Annotated in this window: 11 protein-coding genes; 4 read left to right on the forward strand and 7 right to left on the reverse strand. The window is 55.5% G+C overall.

Annotated features, from left to right (window positions below; translation table 11 throughout):
* Positions 1-71: 71 nt before the first annotated feature.
* Positions 72-743 (reverse strand): NAD(P)H-dependent oxidoreductase, encoded by a 672-nt coding sequence (locus G5171_RS12340; RefSeq protein ID WP_005359664.1) that lies wholly within the window; start codon positions 741-743, stop codon positions 72-74.
* Positions 744-898: 155 nt separating this feature from the next.
* On the reverse strand, positions 899-2,077 hold the full coding sequence (locus G5171_RS12345) for an MFS transporter (RefSeq protein ID WP_202005913.1): 1,179 nt from the start codon (positions 2,075-2,077) through the stop codon (positions 899-901).
* A gap of 226 nt (positions 2,078-2,303) precedes the next feature.
* Between G5171_RS12345 and G5171_RS12350 the strand changes: the two genes are divergently transcribed.
* Positions 2,304-4,274, forward strand: coding sequence for a TonB-dependent receptor domain-containing protein (locus tag G5171_RS12350; RefSeq protein WP_421250364.1), 1,971 nt, complete (start codon positions 2,304-2,306; stop codon positions 4,272-4,274).
* Positions 4,264-5,772: an AbgT family transporter gene (locus tag G5171_RS12355; protein ID WP_421250363.1), complete on the forward strand. Its 1,509-nt coding sequence runs from the start codon at positions 4,264-4,266 to the stop codon at positions 5,770-5,772. The genes G5171_RS12350 and G5171_RS12355 overlap by 11 nt, the downstream gene beginning before the upstream one ends.
* Positions 5,773-5,885: 113 nt before the next feature.
* Here the strand turns inward: G5171_RS12355 and G5171_RS12360 are convergent, their stop codons facing one another.
* Positions 5,886-6,269: a DUF6404 family protein gene (locus G5171_RS12360; RefSeq protein ID WP_421250362.1), complete on the reverse strand. Its 384-nt coding sequence runs from the start codon at positions 6,267-6,269 to the stop codon at positions 5,886-5,888.
* A 193-nt stretch (positions 6,270-6,462) separates the two neighbouring features.
* Between G5171_RS12360 and G5171_RS12365 the strand changes: the two genes are divergently transcribed.
* The gene (locus tag G5171_RS12365) at positions 6,463-7,365 is read left to right on the forward strand and encodes a LysR substrate-binding domain-containing protein (RefSeq protein WP_421250361.1); all 903 of its coding nucleotides are present in this window, start codon (positions 6,463-6,465) and stop codon (positions 7,363-7,365) included.
* Between the two features lie 171 nt (positions 7,366-7,536).
* Here G5171_RS12365 and G5171_RS12370 read toward each other — a convergent pair whose 3' ends face one another.
* The 4 genes from G5171_RS12370 to G5171_RS12385 all read right to left on the reverse strand — a co-directional run bounded on the left by G5171_RS12370 (position 7,537) and on the right by G5171_RS12385 (position 12,571).
* The gene (locus tag G5171_RS12370) at positions 7,537-7,770 is read right to left on the reverse strand and encodes a hypothetical protein (protein WP_421250360.1); all 234 of its coding nucleotides are present in this window, start codon (positions 7,768-7,770) and stop codon (positions 7,537-7,539) included.
* Positions 7,771-7,963: 193 nt separating this feature from the next.
* Complete coding sequence (locus G5171_RS12375) at positions 7,964-9,940, reverse strand: methyl-accepting chemotaxis protein (RefSeq protein WP_421250359.1); 1,977 nt, start codon at positions 9,938-9,940, stop codon at positions 7,964-7,966.
* A gap of 225 nt (positions 9,941-10,165) precedes the next feature.
* Positions 10,166-11,668 carry a glycerol kinase GlpK gene (gene glpK, locus G5171_RS12380; protein WP_005337546.1) on the reverse strand — a complete coding sequence of 501 codons (1,503 nt, stop codon included), beginning with the start codon at positions 11,666-11,668 and terminating at the stop codon, positions 10,166-10,168.
* A 54-nt stretch (positions 11,669-11,722) separates the two neighbouring features.
* Positions 11,723-12,571 (reverse strand): MIP/aquaporin family protein, encoded by an 849-nt coding sequence (locus tag G5171_RS12385; protein WP_005350866.1) that lies wholly within the window; start codon positions 12,569-12,571, stop codon positions 11,723-11,725.
* A 491-nt stretch (positions 12,572-13,062) separates the two neighbouring features.
* On the opposite strand from G5171_RS12385, the gene glpT reads away from it, so the two are divergent.
* Complete coding sequence (glpT, locus tag G5171_RS12390; RefSeq protein ID WP_005337540.1) at positions 13,063-14,421, forward strand: glycerol-3-phosphate transporter; 1,359 nt, start codon at positions 13,063-13,065, stop codon at positions 14,419-14,421.
* Positions 14,422-14,430 lie beyond the last annotated feature (9 nt).

Consider the following 14,430-nt stretch of genomic DNA (forward strand, 5'->3'; position numbering starts at 1 on the left):
CGACAGAGCGTGAAAAACAGCGAGCGGCCGGGGGCCGCTCGCTGTTTTTGTGCTTTGGGGGGCGTCAGCTGCTACTGGTAGCGGCCGACCGCGATGGGGGACTCCTGCTCAATCTGACCAAGGCGCTCGGCCCACTGGGCGAGCCAGGCTTCCCGCTCTTCTTGCGAGACCCGCACCGGGGCATAACAGATATGGGGGCGCAGCACATCGAAGCCGACAAATTGCAGGATCCCGCGCTGGATGGGGCGCAGCACCCCGTCGATATCGCCGTTGAAGCCGTCGGGCAGATAGGTCTCGGCAGGGCCGCCGGTGGTGAGGCTCAGCAACGCCCGCTTGCCGCGAAACTTGCCGCTCTCGTAGATATGACCCTGACCGTAGACCCGCCCCATGGCAAAGACTCTATCCACCCACCCCTTGAGGATGGCGGGCAGGCCAAACCACCAGAGCGGGAACTGGAAGATCAGCAGATCGGCCGCCTCCAGCTTTTGCATCTCCTGCTCCAGCTGCGGGGCGAAGCTGCCCTGCTCGGTGGCAGCCAGCTCTTCGAGTTGCAGCTTGAGAAAATCGGGATCGCTGGCGGCGGTGAAGTTGCGTCGATCCGAGACGGGATCAAAGCCCATGGCATAGAGATCGCTGGTCATCACTGTGTGACCCGCCTGCTCCAACGCCCTGATGGCGTGGCAGAAGAGGGCACCGTTGAAACTTTTGGGTTCGGGATGGGCATAGACGATAAGCACCTTCATAACAGACTCCGTGGCAAATGATGCGAGGGTGACAGGCTTGGTTAATGAAACCGTTGCTGAAATAGTTGCCGGGTTGATGCTGTGTCACAGCATAGAAGCCTGCCGCGCCGCTTGCAGCAGGCGCCACGCCCTTGCGTGACGCCTGCTGGCGCAGCTTATGCCTGACAGGCGGCGAGCCGGAGGGCTTCGCGTCGCTCGCTGACATGGGTCAGTCCGTAGGCCAGCAGCACGATAAGGGCGCCGATCCAGGGGGTGTGCATCAGGCCGAGGTGTTCCACCACAAAACCACCGACCACAGATCCCAACGCAATGCCGACGTTGAAGGCGGCAATATTGAGGCCCGATGCCACATCCACCGCCTTGGGGGTGTGCAGCTCGGCCTGCTTCACCACCAGCACCTGCAGACCCGGCACGTTGCCGAAGGCAAAGGCGCCCCACACCAGCACGGTGAGCACGGCCAGCACCGGATGGGGGGCGGTGAAGGTGAGGGCCAGCAGCACCAGCGCCAGACCGGCAAACAGCAGTTTCAGTGCGGGCAATGGGCCCATCTTGTCGGCCAGTTTGCCACCCCAGATATTGCCGACGGCAACTGATACCCCGTAGACCAGCAGGATCAGGCTCACCGCACCGGCGCTAAAGCCGCTCACCTGCTGCAGGATGGGGGCGAGGAAGGTGAACGCCGTGAAGGCGCCGCCGTAACCGAGGGCGGTTTTGGCGTAGACCAGCAGCAGCGGCTTTTTGGTCAGTACCGAGAGCTGCTCGCGGATGGTCGAGGCTGCCCCCTTGGGCAGGTTGCCTGGGATCAGCAGCAGGCTGCCCACCATGGCGACGAGGCCGAGCAGGCTTACCACCAGAAAGGTTTCACGCCAGCCAAAGACCTGACCAATCCAGGTGCCGAGCGGTACGCCGGTTACCAGCGCCACGGTGAGGCCGCTGAACATGATGGCGATGGCGCTTGCCGCCTTCTCTTTGGCCACAAGACCCGTGGCGATGGTGCTGCCCACCGAGAAGAAGACCCCGTGCGCCAATCCGGTGAGGATGCGGGCCACAATCAGGCTCTCGTAACCGGGGGCCTGCCAGGCCAGCAGGTTGCCGGCGGTAAAGAGTGCCATCAGCCCTACCAGCAGCCACTTGCGCGGCACCTTGCCGGTGAGCGCCGTGAGCACGGGGGCGCCGATGGCCACCCCAAGGGCATAGAGGCTGACCAGCAGGCCCGCCGAGGGGAGCGAGACATTGAGCTGCTGGGCTATGGTGGGGATAAGCCCCACGATCACAAATTCGGTGGTGCCGATCGCAAAGGCACTCAGGGTAAGGGCAAATAACGCCAGTGGCATAACAACTCCTTGGTTAGGGGCTCCCGACGGGAGAATGGCGCCAGTATGCCGATGGGTTTTGTTGGCAAAAATGATGACAACATCAAATTACTTTTGCCAAATCAGCAGCAATGATAAGGCGTATCAGGCGGCAGGAACGGTTGAGAAAAGGACACCGGTAATCCGGGATAGAGGAAGTAACGACTAATAGGCTGATTTGGGTCATAAAGCCGTTTTTTAATCACCCATGAATATCAGTAATGAAAAACAATGCAAAATGATAATAATTTCCATTATAATGCGCAATTTATCGTATAATAAATCACTTAAAATGAATATAAATAATCTAAAAGTCCGAACGCCTTACATATTGAGTGCACTGATACTTCCTGCACATGTTGCAATTGCCGAGAATATTGCTGATGAAACCATGGTGGTAACAGCAACCGCTGGAAAGGAAAAAAATCTTCTTGAAGCCCCTGCAACCATGACCTTGATCGATGGTCAGGAGCAGAGTAAATATCAAATGACGGGGGATGTCGGTGATCTTTTGGTCGATGCTCCGGGCGTCAATATATCAACCCAGGCTAATGGTTCCCGTAGCATTCGCATTCGTGGCCTGAGCAATGATTACACGCAAGTGTTGTTGAATGGTCGCCGTTCTTATACCAAAGAAGCGCTTTGGCGTGGCAGTGACAGTGCATTAAGCCTTACCCCTACAGTAGCCGTTGATAGAGTCGAAGTTATTCGTGGCCCGATGTCTACCCTTTACGGTGCCGATACCATGGGGGGCGTTGTGAATGTGATAACGCGCAAACACAATGGTGCTGCTGAAGGGGCAATGAGTGTTGAAGGGCAATACAACCAGGGTGATCGAGGTGGTAATGGCCAGGTTTATGGATTGTATTACTCCATGCCTGTCAACGATGCATTGAGTTATACCGTATATGGCAACTATCTGGATATCGCCGAGTCATTTTATGCTGACTACCCTGATGCGACCAAGCGTCGCGGGCAAGAAAACTACAACTTGGTAAATACTTTCGATCTTGCTATTAATGACCAGCATTCATTATCGCTTGATATTCAGCTATCCAATGAAGAGCAGTTGGGTACTGCGATGTTCAACAATCGGTATTATGAACAGCAACGCCGTCTGCAAAGCTACACGCTAGGATATGGCTACCAATCCTCACGACTGAACGTCGATGCCAATCTCTATTACAGTGACTTTGATGTCCAGTATGATCTCCTCACATCAAATAGTACTGAGCATAATTATGGTGGTGATGCCAAAGCCATATTATCGTTCAATCAATATGACATTACGTTTGGCACTGAAACCCGCAATGCCAAAGTAGACAATATTAGTTTTAAGGGGGGCTCCGCAGACAGAAAGAGTTCTGCAGCTTACGTTGAATCCAATCATGCATTGACTGACGCAACTACCTTGACCCTGGGTGGGCGATATGATCATGATTCATTGTTTGGCAGCGAGTTTACCTACCGTGGCTATCTCACCCAAGGGGTAGCTGAGAACTGGAGTATGAAAGCTGGTGTGGGGACGGCATTTAAAGCACCCAGCCTGGCTCAAATATCCCCATATTATTCAGCTCCTGGCTGTGGCGGTCGCTGTAATATTTATGGTAACTCGGCCCTGAAAGCAGAAACTGGCACATTCAGTGAATTGGGGATGTATTATACCAATGGTACTACGTTAGCCAGCGCAACAGTATTCTATAATCAGGTTGATGACATTATTCAACAAGCAAAGAAAAAAAATGGTGACTACACCTTCGTCAATATAGACAAGGCAACTCTGAAAGGCTTGGAACTGTCTGCTACGCATCAATGGGAATATATTGGTCTGGATGCTTCATATACATATCTTGATGCAAAAGATGATTATTCCGGAGACAGACTGGTTGGTACGTCAGAGCATGAAGCTTCGCTCAAGGCGACATGGTATGCTAACTATGCATTAAATATTTTCACTCGGTTGCATTATCGTAGTGAAGTGCGTGGCGAGCTTGGCAATAATGATGTGTCTGATCCATATACCACCCTGGATCTTGGCATGAGTTACGACCTTGCCAATGGAGTGGCACTGAAGATGGGGGTTAACAACCTGATGAATAAAGATGTGTCCAGCCCGGATACGTACACTGAGGTCATTCAGGGAAGAACTTATTATACCGGCATTAATTATGAATTCTAAAACCATGAAAAGGTCTGTTTTTGATAGTATTGAGCGATGGGGAAATCGACTTCCCCATCCGGTGTTCTTGTTCATTTGGCTATCTTTGATAGTCATGGTCGTCTCTTTTATTGCTGCCAAAGCACAACTCTCTTACACCCTGCCTGGCGAGAACACTCAGTACGTTCATAATATGCTGTCATTGGCCGGTATTCGAGAATGGCTTGGTGGCAGTGTTAAAGAGTTTATTAACTTCCCTCCTTTGGGCATAGTCATTATAGCGACGATAGGTATCGGGCTTGCTGACTCTTCCGGATTGATTAGCTACTCGGTGCAACGGTTAGTAAATAAAACTGGAAAATGGCAACTGACCATCAGCATTATAGCTCTGGGGATAGTTTCGAATGTGGTTGGCGCAGTTGGTTATATTGTTTTGATACCTCTGGCGTGCCGTGCCTATCAGGCTGCGGGTCGCTCACCCTTGGTCGGACTTGCAACGGCTTTTGCCGGTGTCGCGGGAGGGACGCATGCAACTATATTCATTACAACCTATGATGTGGTGATTGCTGGTATCACTACATCGGCAGCCCAGCTCATCGATCCTGAATACAGTGTTAGCCCATTGGCGAATTACTTTTTTATGAGTGCCAGTGTCCTTCTATTAGTCGCAGTGGGGTCTTTTATTTCTATCATGGTAGTAGAAAAACGGCAGCATCGGCTAATTGATAATGATGCTACTGATAGTCATCTAATTAGCCATGATATTCCCTGCAATAAGAAAAATGACAGGGCCATGCTGGCTTCTGGTAGCGTATTTCTTTCTGCGATCATCTTCTTTGTTTTATCGGCGGCAGTGCCGGGGAATTGGCTGGCACCCAATGAAGGGCAGCAACTCGCTCGCAGCGAGATCATTAGTGGTCTACCAATAGTTATTTCTATTACTTTTGGCTTGAGTGGTTTAACTTACGGTTATCTATCTGGTAGTTTTCGGGGTGAGCAAGATCTCATCAAGGCATGCCAAAAGAGTTTAAGTCAGCTAGGATTATTTTTGCTGATTATTTTTGTGGCATCCCAGCTGATATATATATTCAAGTTAAGCCAACTTTCAGGCGTGTTGGCCATGTCGATGAGTAACATGGTTGCAGATCTGTCATTGCATCCTGCATTCATTTTGCTACTGGTTGTTATTCTCTGTGCGTTCCTCAATCTCTTTATGGGTTCACCTGTTGTCCAGTGGAGCCTTATGGCGCCAGTGCTTATACCATCACTGTTCTATGTAGATATACCTTTGGAGGTGACCCAAGCTGCATTCAGAATCGGTGACTCGGTAACCAATATCATTAGTCCACTGTTTGGCTACTTGGGGCTTATATTGGCGACGGCGCAAGACTATGACAAAAATGCCAAGTTAGGCACATTAATGTCATTAATGTTGCCGTTTAGCATGGCGTTCTTGTTTGCATGGACGGCCCTCTTGCTGTTCTGGGTATATGTATTGCAGTGGCCCATGGGGATGTAGCAGGAGATTGTCATGCCCCTCATTCCAATGAGGGGCTCTTTTCAACCTGATTTCTGACGGGCAAAGGCAATATGTGCCCAGAACTCCTGCTTCATAACAATGCCAACGGATTATCAATCCGGTTGCTTTGTGATATCTGTTGCCGAGGATGGCAATCTTTCCCAAGGGGTCAGTTTAAGCTGCCTGGAGCGTAGCCTGAAGAGACTCGCCATGATGATGCCTGTTAATCCGGCAAACAGGGCTGTCTGGCGTAGGGCAAATAGTGGGTCTATCTCTAAGGGTTGCCAGCTGAAAAACCACAACAGAATGCTCCAGATCAGGCCAAGGCCGATGCCAAATACCAGAAAGTTGGTAAGCCTGCCCTCGTACTGAGGCGGTTTGACAGACCAACCCAGTTGGCGCAACAACCAGAACAAGGGGGGATTGTAGTTGGAATGCCATACCCCTTTGTTTGCCAGCTCCTGATGGGCGGCGGCCAGCCGCTCTTCAAATGTCATGTTATTCATCCTTGTGAAATAAATAGTGCCATACGGTGCCTTTTGGGCTGCATTGTACAGATAAATCACGAGCATGATGTGGGCTCGCGGTCACGTTCTTTCTCTGTAGAAAAAGCACAGGCCTCACCACACGCTTGCTAATCCATAGCAGCTGCGCCTATAAAGGCCCATTACTCTTGTCCGGATAACAGTAATGAAGACCCATTCTGATGAACTGACCCTGTTTGTGGCGGTGGTGGAGGCGGGCAGTTTTCGCCAGGCGGCGGAGAACCTCGGCATGGACAACTCGGTGGTGAGCCGTGGCATCAAGCGGCTGGAGGAGAAACTCTCAACCGTGTTGCTCAATCGCACCACCCGCCGGGTCAGCCTGACCGAGGAGGGGAGCTGGTTCTATAAGCGGGCGGTGAAGATCCTGACCGAGATGAGCGAGGCGGAGGGGCATCTGCTGATGCGCCGGGAACAACCCGAAGGGGTGTTGAGAGTCGATGCGGCCACCCCCTTTATCCTGCACCGGCTGGTGCCGATCATCGGCGAGTTTCGCCGCCGCTACCCCGCCATCGAGCTACAGCTGCACAGCTCGGAGGGCTTTATCAATCTGATGGAGCGGAGGGTGGACATGGCCATCCGCATCGGCGAGTTGACCGACTCCTCCCTGCGTGCGCTGCCCCTTGGTCGTTCGCGGTTGCGGCTGCTGGCCTCTCCTGCTTACTTGAGCGAGCGCGGCACCCCGCGCCAACCGGCGGATCTGCTGAGCGGTCATGAGCTGCTTGGCTTTTTGCATCCCGATCACCTCAACCATTGGCCGCTGCTCAGTGCCGAGCAGGGGGATCGCTTTGCCATCACCCCCACTCTGCGTGCCAGCAGCGGCGAAACCTTGCGTCAGCTGGCGCTGGCGGGGCAGGGGATTGTCTGTCTGTCGGATTTCATGACCGGGCCGGATCGGGCGAGCGGCGCGCTGGTGGAGGTGCTTGCCCGCAGCAACAGCGGCGCCTCGCGCCCCATCAACGCGGTCTTCTACTCCGATGCCCAGCGGGATATCCGACTGCGGGTCTGGCTCGATTTTCTCAAAGAGCAGCTGGGCAGCCATACCCTGTAGTGCAGGTTGGTTTGTGCGGTTTGTTTGAACGGTTCGTCGCTGCGGTTTGCTTGGCGAAGAACAAGTCGCGCCTTCGTTGCGGCCAATCAGCATCAGCCAGGCGGCAGATAAACAGACAGCCGAGTTGAGGGTCGGCCGCCTGTTCGGGAAGGTGTGTGAGGTGAAGCGCAGTTACCGTGGCAGCTTGCCCCATACACGGCTGAGCAGAGCGCCGCCGAGCACCGGCGGAATGGCCAGCAGCAGGGTCCACTGCCAGGAGAGGCCGCCGACGGTGGCGGCCAGTACGATGCAGGTGAGCACCACCAGCTGGGCCACCATCATCAGGAAGGTGCCTTCGCGGGGGGTCAGTGTCTCTTTTTGAGTGGCGACGTGAGCTACGGGCGCTTGATTGGTGGTCGGTTTCATGGCGATATCCCTCTGTTGAGTCTGATATCACTAAGCAATGGCCGTTCCACATTTTTTTATGTTATTTATCAGTGATTTGTACTGTTTCTCGTCATTCCCGTTTCGAGAGCGCAGGCAAAATGATTTGCAAAATGAAAACGCCACCCTGAGGTGGCGTCTTGGTTATTGAGAGGGAGAGAGGGACGCTGCGGGTCTAGCCAATCCGGTATTGGCGGATCTGCTCGTCGATGGCTTTGGCCAGTTCGAACAGTTCGCGGCTGGCAGCATTGCTCTCCTGCGCGTGTTCCCGCTGGTGTTCGGCCACCATGGCCAGCTCGTCGAGCGCGGTTCTGGCTTGCCCCATCTGTTGATTCTGCGCCTGCGCCAGCGCGCTGATCTCGTTGATCTCGAGGGCGGTCTGGTTGATCTGGCTGGTGGCCTCAACCAGCACCTCTCTGGCCTGATTCATCCGGTTGTATCCCTCTTCGCTCAGGTTGCGGGAGTCTGCCATCGAGCTGCTGGCCTGCCGGGTTCCCTCCTGCAGGCGCAAGATAAGATCCTGCACATCCTTGGTGGCGGTCTGGGTACGCACCGCCAGCTGGCGTACCTCGTCGGCCACCACCGCAAAGCCCCGTCCCATATCCCCTGCCCGAGCCGCTTCGATAGCCGCATTGAGGGCGAGCAGGTTGGTCTGGTTCGAGACATCGCGGATGAGGTTCATGATCTGGGTGATGTTGTTGCTGTCTTTCACCACCTCATCGAGCAGGGCCGAGGAGCTGCCGATGCTGCTGCGCAAGCTGTCGAGTTGCGCGGCGCTCTGGGTCACATCCTGCTCGATGCTGAGCATATGGTTGGCGATGCGTTGGGTCACGTCGTTGACCCCTTCAGAGCGGCTGGCGATCTGCTCGGCGTTGTCACCGATGGTGGTGACCACAGTGGTCAGCTCCTGAATGCTCTGGGCCTGCTGGCACGCTTCTCCTGCCAGTGCCTGGGCCTGCTGCATGGATTGGGACGACTGGGCGGAGAGGGCGCTGCCTGACTGCTGGAAGCGGGAGAAGCTCTGGTTCAGGCTCTGGATCAGCCGATTGAAGCTTTGGGCCATCAGCCCCAGCTCCGACTCGTCAGAGAAGTCGAGGCGGGTCGCCAGATCCCGATCGGCGGTGATGTGGTGCATGCCATCGGCAGCCTGACGAATGGGGCGACTGATGGAGTGAGCCAGCCAGGCGGAGGCCAGCATGGCGATCCCGCCGATGGCGAGCGACACCATGATGATCAGCTGGCGGGATTCCTGCAGTCCCTCTTCCAGCTCGGCGCTGTTGATCTCGCCAATCAGCAGCCGGTTGAGGGTGGGGATGTAACGCACCGCGATGAGGTAGGTTTGTCCCTCCAGCGTTAGCGCCTCTACGGCCACCTGTTCCCGGGCATTGGGAATAAGCCGCTTGACGGTATCGAGGAAGGATTGCTGGTGGTGGGCGGCCCCCTCCACCTCCTGCTCGGGGTGGATCTCGATATTGCCCTCCATGTCCGCCAGATAGACCTGACCGCTCTTGCCGATCCGGTAGCCGCTGATGAGCTTGCTCAGGGCACTCATGTCAATGGAGGTGCCTGCCACCGCCAGAGTCTTGCCCTCGTGGGTGACGGCGGTGTTGATATAGAGGGAGGCTCGCTTGTCAAAATCCGAGATGTCGAGGTTCAGCTCATAGGGTTTGCTGCGTTTGAGAAAGCCGAAAAACCACCCATCTTTCGGGTCTGATTCGCTAAGCGATTTCTGGGCGGTGGGGCCGCCGCTGAAGTTGATCAGGGTGTTGCTCTGGCGGGGGGCGATAAAGACGTTGCCGCCGATCCGCCGTTGCAGATCCTGAAAGTAGCGCTCCATGGCGGGCCACTCTTGCTCTGGCATGCCAGCGGTCAGCCAGTCGATGACAAAACGGTTGCTGGCCAGCGCCTGCGCTTCGGTCAGGTGCTGGATAAGCTGCGCTGTGAGCTGGTTGGCAATGCGATCCACGCTGCTTGGCAGCTCGTAGCGCTCGACCCGCTGCTGGGCCTGACTGTGGGATATCTGCTCGAGGATCAAGGTGATGCAGCTGATGGCGATGGCCATCAGTATCGCCACGCCAGCGAGGATCCGGGTGCGGATCCCGAGCCCTGACCAGAGTGAGTGCAGTGTAAAACGGTGTATCGCCCTCTCCATATCGCTCTCCTCATAAATAAGGTCGCATATGCGACCCAGATGATGATTATAGATAGAGAACTCAATTGCGTTGTGACGGATGGTAACAACAGAGGGCGGCAGAAAAACAGGAGGGAGCAATGAGCGGGGAAGGGGGCAGAAACCGGCAAGGGAAAGCAAAAAAGAGAGGCCGACATTGCGGTCGGCCTCTTTGGTGTTTATCTCAACGGAATGTCGGGTGCCTGATCAATCCTCTTCAGCCCAACGGCGTGAACGCTCAACCGCTTTTTGCCAGCCGCTGTAACGTTTGGCGCGATCGTCTCTGTCCATCTGCGGGATGAACTCGCGGTCCACGCTGAACTTGTCTTCCAGCTCGTCCGAGCTCTTCCAGAAGCCGACTGCCAGACCAGCCAGGAAGGCGGCGCCCATGGCGGTAGTCTCGATGCGGGTCGGACGTACCACCGGGGTGTGCATCATGTCAGCCTGGAACTGCATCAGGAAGTCGTTGGCTACGGCGCCGCCGTCTACTTTCAGCGCTGCCAGCTTGATGCCGGAGTCCTGCTGCATCGCATCCAGCACATCGCGGCTCTGATAGGCGATGGATTCCAGCGCGGCACGGATGATGTGGTTGCGGTTGGCGCCACGGGTCAGGCCGACCATGGTGCCGCGAGCATACGGATCCCAGTAGGGGGCGCCCAGACCGACGAAGGCCGGTACCAGATAGACGCCGTTGGTATCGCCAACCTTGGAAGCGAAGTAGTCAGTATCGCGGGCATCGTGAATGATCTTCAGCTCGTCACGCAGCCACTGGATGGTGGCGCCGCCCATGAATACTGCCCCTTCCAGCGCGTAGTTCACTTCCCCTTTCGGGCCGATGGCGACGGTAGTCAGCAGGCCGTTGCTGGAGCGAACCGGCTCGGTGCCGGTGTTCATCAGCATGAAGCAACCGGTGCCGTAGGTGTTCTTGGCCATCCCTTTTTCAAAGCAGAGCTGGCCAAACAGGGCAGACTGCTGGTCACCGGCAATACCGGCGATGGGGATGCGGGAGCCGCCGCCACGGGTGGTGTAGCCGTACACTTCGGAAGAGGGTTTCACTTCCGGCAACATGGACATGGGGATGCCCAGCTCGTCCAGCATCTTCTCGTCCCACTTCAGCTCGCGGATGTTGTAGAGCATGGTACGGGAGGCGTTGGTCGGGTCGGTGACGTGCACTTCGCCATTGGTCATTTTCCAGACCAGCCAGGTGTCGATGGTGCCGAACAGCAGCTCGCCGTTCATTGCCTTCTCGCGGGCACCTTCCACGTTGTCGAGGATCCACTTCACCTTGGTACCGGAGAAGTAGGCATCCAGCACCAGACCGGTGTTTTCACGGACGTACTCTTCCAGACCGCGTGCTTTCAGCTCTTCGCAGATGGCTGCGGTGCGGCGGCACTGCCAGACGATGGCGTTGTAGATGGGTTTGCCGGTGGCCTTTTCCCAGACAACGGTGGTTTCACGCTGGTTGGTGATACCGATGGCGGCGATCTCTTCGCTGCGAAGGCCGGTCTTGGCCAGCACTTCGGTAAAGACGGAGGATTGGGTCGCCCAGATCTCCATCGGGTCGTGCTCTACCCAACCCGCTTTCGGGTAGTGCTGGGTGAATTCGCGCTGGGAGGTACCGACAATGTTGGCATCCTGATCAAACACGATGGCGCGGGAAGAGGTGGTTCCCTGGTCCAGAGCGACGACATATTTCTTTTCAGCAGACATGATGTTCTCCACGTTTCTATTTTCCACGTTTTTATACGTTGGAGGGGGCCGCTCTTATGCGGCAGCCTCTTCTTTGGCGGTTTGGGTAGCTTGCTCGGTGGTGACGACACGGTTGCCCGGGACGCAGGGAGCCAGCACTTTGACATAGAGGGCAGTACCAATCTGGGCGCCAACGATGGGGCCAAGGATCGGAACCCAGAAGTAGGGGTTGTCACGGCCACCGGTCAGGGCAACATCACCCCAGCCAGCAAAGAACGCGAACAGTTTCGGACCAAAGTCACGGGCCGGGTTCATGGCAAAACCGGTTAACGGGCCAAGGGAGGCGCCGATCACCGCGATCAGGATACCGATCAGCAGGGCGGCGGCGAAACCTTTGGGAGCGCCGTTGTTGTTGTCACCCAGCGCCATGATGCCCAGCATCAGTACGGCGGTGATCACCAGCTCGACGGCAAAAGCTTGCATGTTGGTCAGCAGGGCATTGGGGTAGGTAGAGAAGATCCCGGCAGTACCGAGGCTTTCGACGCTGCCGCGCACCACGTTATGGGTCACTTCCCACTGGGTGAAAAGGTTACCATAAAGGAAGTAGACAAGGGCCGCGAAGCAGAAGGCACCGGCCATCTGGGCGATGATGTAGGGCACCACCTTGCGCTTGTCGAAACCGCAGAAGGTCATCAGCGCCAGGGTTACAGCCGGGTTCAGGTGGGCACCTGAAATACCGCCGGTCACATAGATGGCGATGGCCACACCCAGACCCCAGGTAATGGAGATTTCCCACTGCCCGAAGTTGGCGCCTGCCAGCACCAGTGCCGCCACACATCCGACGCCGAAAAATATCAGCAGGCCGGTTCCGATAAACTCGGCGATGCACTCGCCAAGCAGGGTATTGGGTCTTTGTATGCTCATAACGTTGTTCCTTAATATCCACCCGTAGAGGCTTGATGTTCTGTTTTATCTTTTTTGTGTCTATCCGTTGCTGCCGAAAACGTTTCCCTGTTGTTTTTGTGTCTTGCGCAAACGATGTGCTCGTTTTCGCTCGTTATCGGTCGTGAGAGAAAATAACCCTTCCCGTTAATTTCACCATCCCCCCGCCATGGGAAATGTGGACAAGATCCCACTCATTGCTAAGAAAATGTGACGTAAAGCAACTCAATTGCTAGTAAATACCACTTATTGGGTAAGCCCTATCCCTTGCTGCACAAGGGATAGGGCTTGCTGAGTAATTGCTCATTTGGAGCTTTTTTTTGTAATAAAACTGCAATATTTGAGTATGCATCACAGATTAAATGAGCGTATATGAGCACAATTGGCTCGCTTGCGAATCGGTGGACTCACATGATTCGTCGGAATGGTCAGGGCATCCTCAACCGCCCATAACAACAATAAGGAAGCAGAACATGCTTAGTCTCTTCAGGCCTGCGGCGCACATCGACAGGCTCCCGGCTGACAAGGTCGACCCCTTCTACAAACGCATGCGTTGGCAGGTGTTTTTCGGGATCTTCTTCGGTTACGCCGGCTACTATCTGGTACGGAAAAACTTCAGTCTGGCGATGCCCTATCTGATCGAGCAGGGCTTCTCCCGTGGTGATCTCGGTTTCGCGCTCTCCGGGGTCTCCATCGCTTACGGTTTGTCCAAGTTCCTGATGGGGAACGTCTCTGACCGTTCCAACGCCCGTTACTTCCTCTCCGCCGGTCTGCTGCTCTCGGCTGCCATCATGTTCATGATGGGTACCATGCACTGGGCCACCTCCAGCATTGCCATCATGTTTGTGCTGTTGTTCCTGAACGGTTGGGCACAGGGCATGGGCTGGCCGCCCTGCGGTCGCACCATGGTGCACTGGTGGTCACAGAAAGAGCGCGGTGAAGTGGTTGCGGTCTGGAACGTGGCGCACAACGTGGGCGGCGGCATGATTGGCCCGCTGTTTATCCTCGGGATGGGCTGGTTCAACGACTGGCGCAGTGCCTTCTATGTGCCTGCGGCAGCGGCGGCCGCCATCGCGGTGATCGCCTTCTTCGTGATGCGTGATACCCCGCAATCGGTCGGTCTGCCTCCTATCGAGGAGTACAAGAACGACTATCCGAAGGATTACAACGAGAGCCACGAGCAGGAGTTCTCCGCCAAGGAGATCTTCGTCAAGTACGTGCTGCACAACAAACTGCTGTGGTACATCGCGATCGCCAACGCTTTCGTTTACCTCATTCGTTACGGTGTGCTGGACTGGGCGCCAACCTACCTGAAAGAGGCCAAGCACTTCACCGTCGACAACTCCTCCTGGGCTTACTTCCTCTACGAGTGGGCCGGTATTCCTGGCACCCTGCTGTGTGGCTGGATCTCTGACAAGATGTTCCAGGGCCGCCGTGCACCGGCCGGTATCCTGTTCATGGTGCTGGTGACCCTGGCTGTGCTGGTTTACTGGTTCAACCCGGCCGGCAACCCGACCATCGACATGATGGCGCTGGTGGCTATCGGCTTCCTGATCTACGGCCCTGTCATGCTGATCGGCCTCTATGCTCTTGAGCTGGCACCGAAGAAAGCTGCTGGTACTGCGGCAGGTTTCACCGGTCTGTTCGGTTATCTGGGCGGCGCCGTGGCAGCCAACGCCATGCTGGGTTATACCGTTGACCATTTCGGTTGGGATGGCGGCTTCATGGTGCTGACTGTCTCCTGCGTGCTCTCCATCATCCTGCTGGCGATGACCCTCAAGCATGAGAACATTGCCGTTGCGGCCAAGAAAGCGGCTGCCCATAAGGCATAAAACGTGATC

The organism is Aeromonas sp. 600774 (genome assembly GCF_049175075.1).
Lineage (GTDB): Bacteria > Pseudomonadota > Gammaproteobacteria > Enterobacterales > Aeromonadaceae > Aeromonas > Aeromonas veronii_A.

Bases quoted from the DNA above. Each gene is read 5' to 3' on its own strand.
- G5171_RS12340 (WP_005359664.1), bottom strand. From the start codon at position 743: ATGAAGGTGCTTATCGTCTATGCCCATCCCGAACCCAAAAGTTTCAAC.
- G5171_RS12385 (WP_005350866.1), bottom strand. From the start codon at position 12,571: ATGAGCATACAAAGACCCAATACCCTGCTTGGCGAGTGCATCGCCGAG.
- G5171_RS12350 (WP_421250364.1), top strand. From the start codon at position 2,304: ATGAATATCAGTAATGAAAAACAATGCAAAATGATAATAATTTCCATT.
- G5171_RS12375 (WP_421250359.1), bottom strand. From the start codon at position 9,940: ATGGAGAGGGCGATACACCGTTTTACACTGCACTCACTCTGGTCAGGG.
- glpK (WP_005337546.1), bottom strand. From the start codon at position 11,668: ATGTCTGCTGAAAAGAAATATGTCGTCGCTCTGGACCAGGGAACCACC.
- glpT (WP_005337540.1), top strand. From the start codon at position 13,063: ATGCTTAGTCTCTTCAGGCCTGCGGCGCACATCGACAGGCTCCCGGCT.
- G5171_RS12365 (WP_421250361.1), top strand. From the start codon at position 6,463: ATGAAGACCCATTCTGATGAACTGACCCTGTTTGTGGCGGTGGTGGAG.
- G5171_RS12355 (WP_421250363.1), top strand. From the start codon at position 4,264: ATGAATTCTAAAACCATGAAAAGGTCTGTTTTTGATAGTATTGAGCGA.
- G5171_RS12345 (WP_202005913.1), bottom strand. From the start codon at position 2,077: ATGCCACTGGCGTTATTTGCCCTTACCCTGAGTGCCTTTGCGATCGGC.
- G5171_RS12360 (WP_421250362.1), bottom strand. From the start codon at position 6,269: ATGACATTTGAAGAGCGGCTGGCCGCCGCCCATCAGGAGCTGGCAAAC.
- G5171_RS12370 (WP_421250360.1), bottom strand. From the start codon at position 7,770: ATGAAACCGACCACCAATCAAGCGCCCGTAGCTCACGTCGCCACTCAA.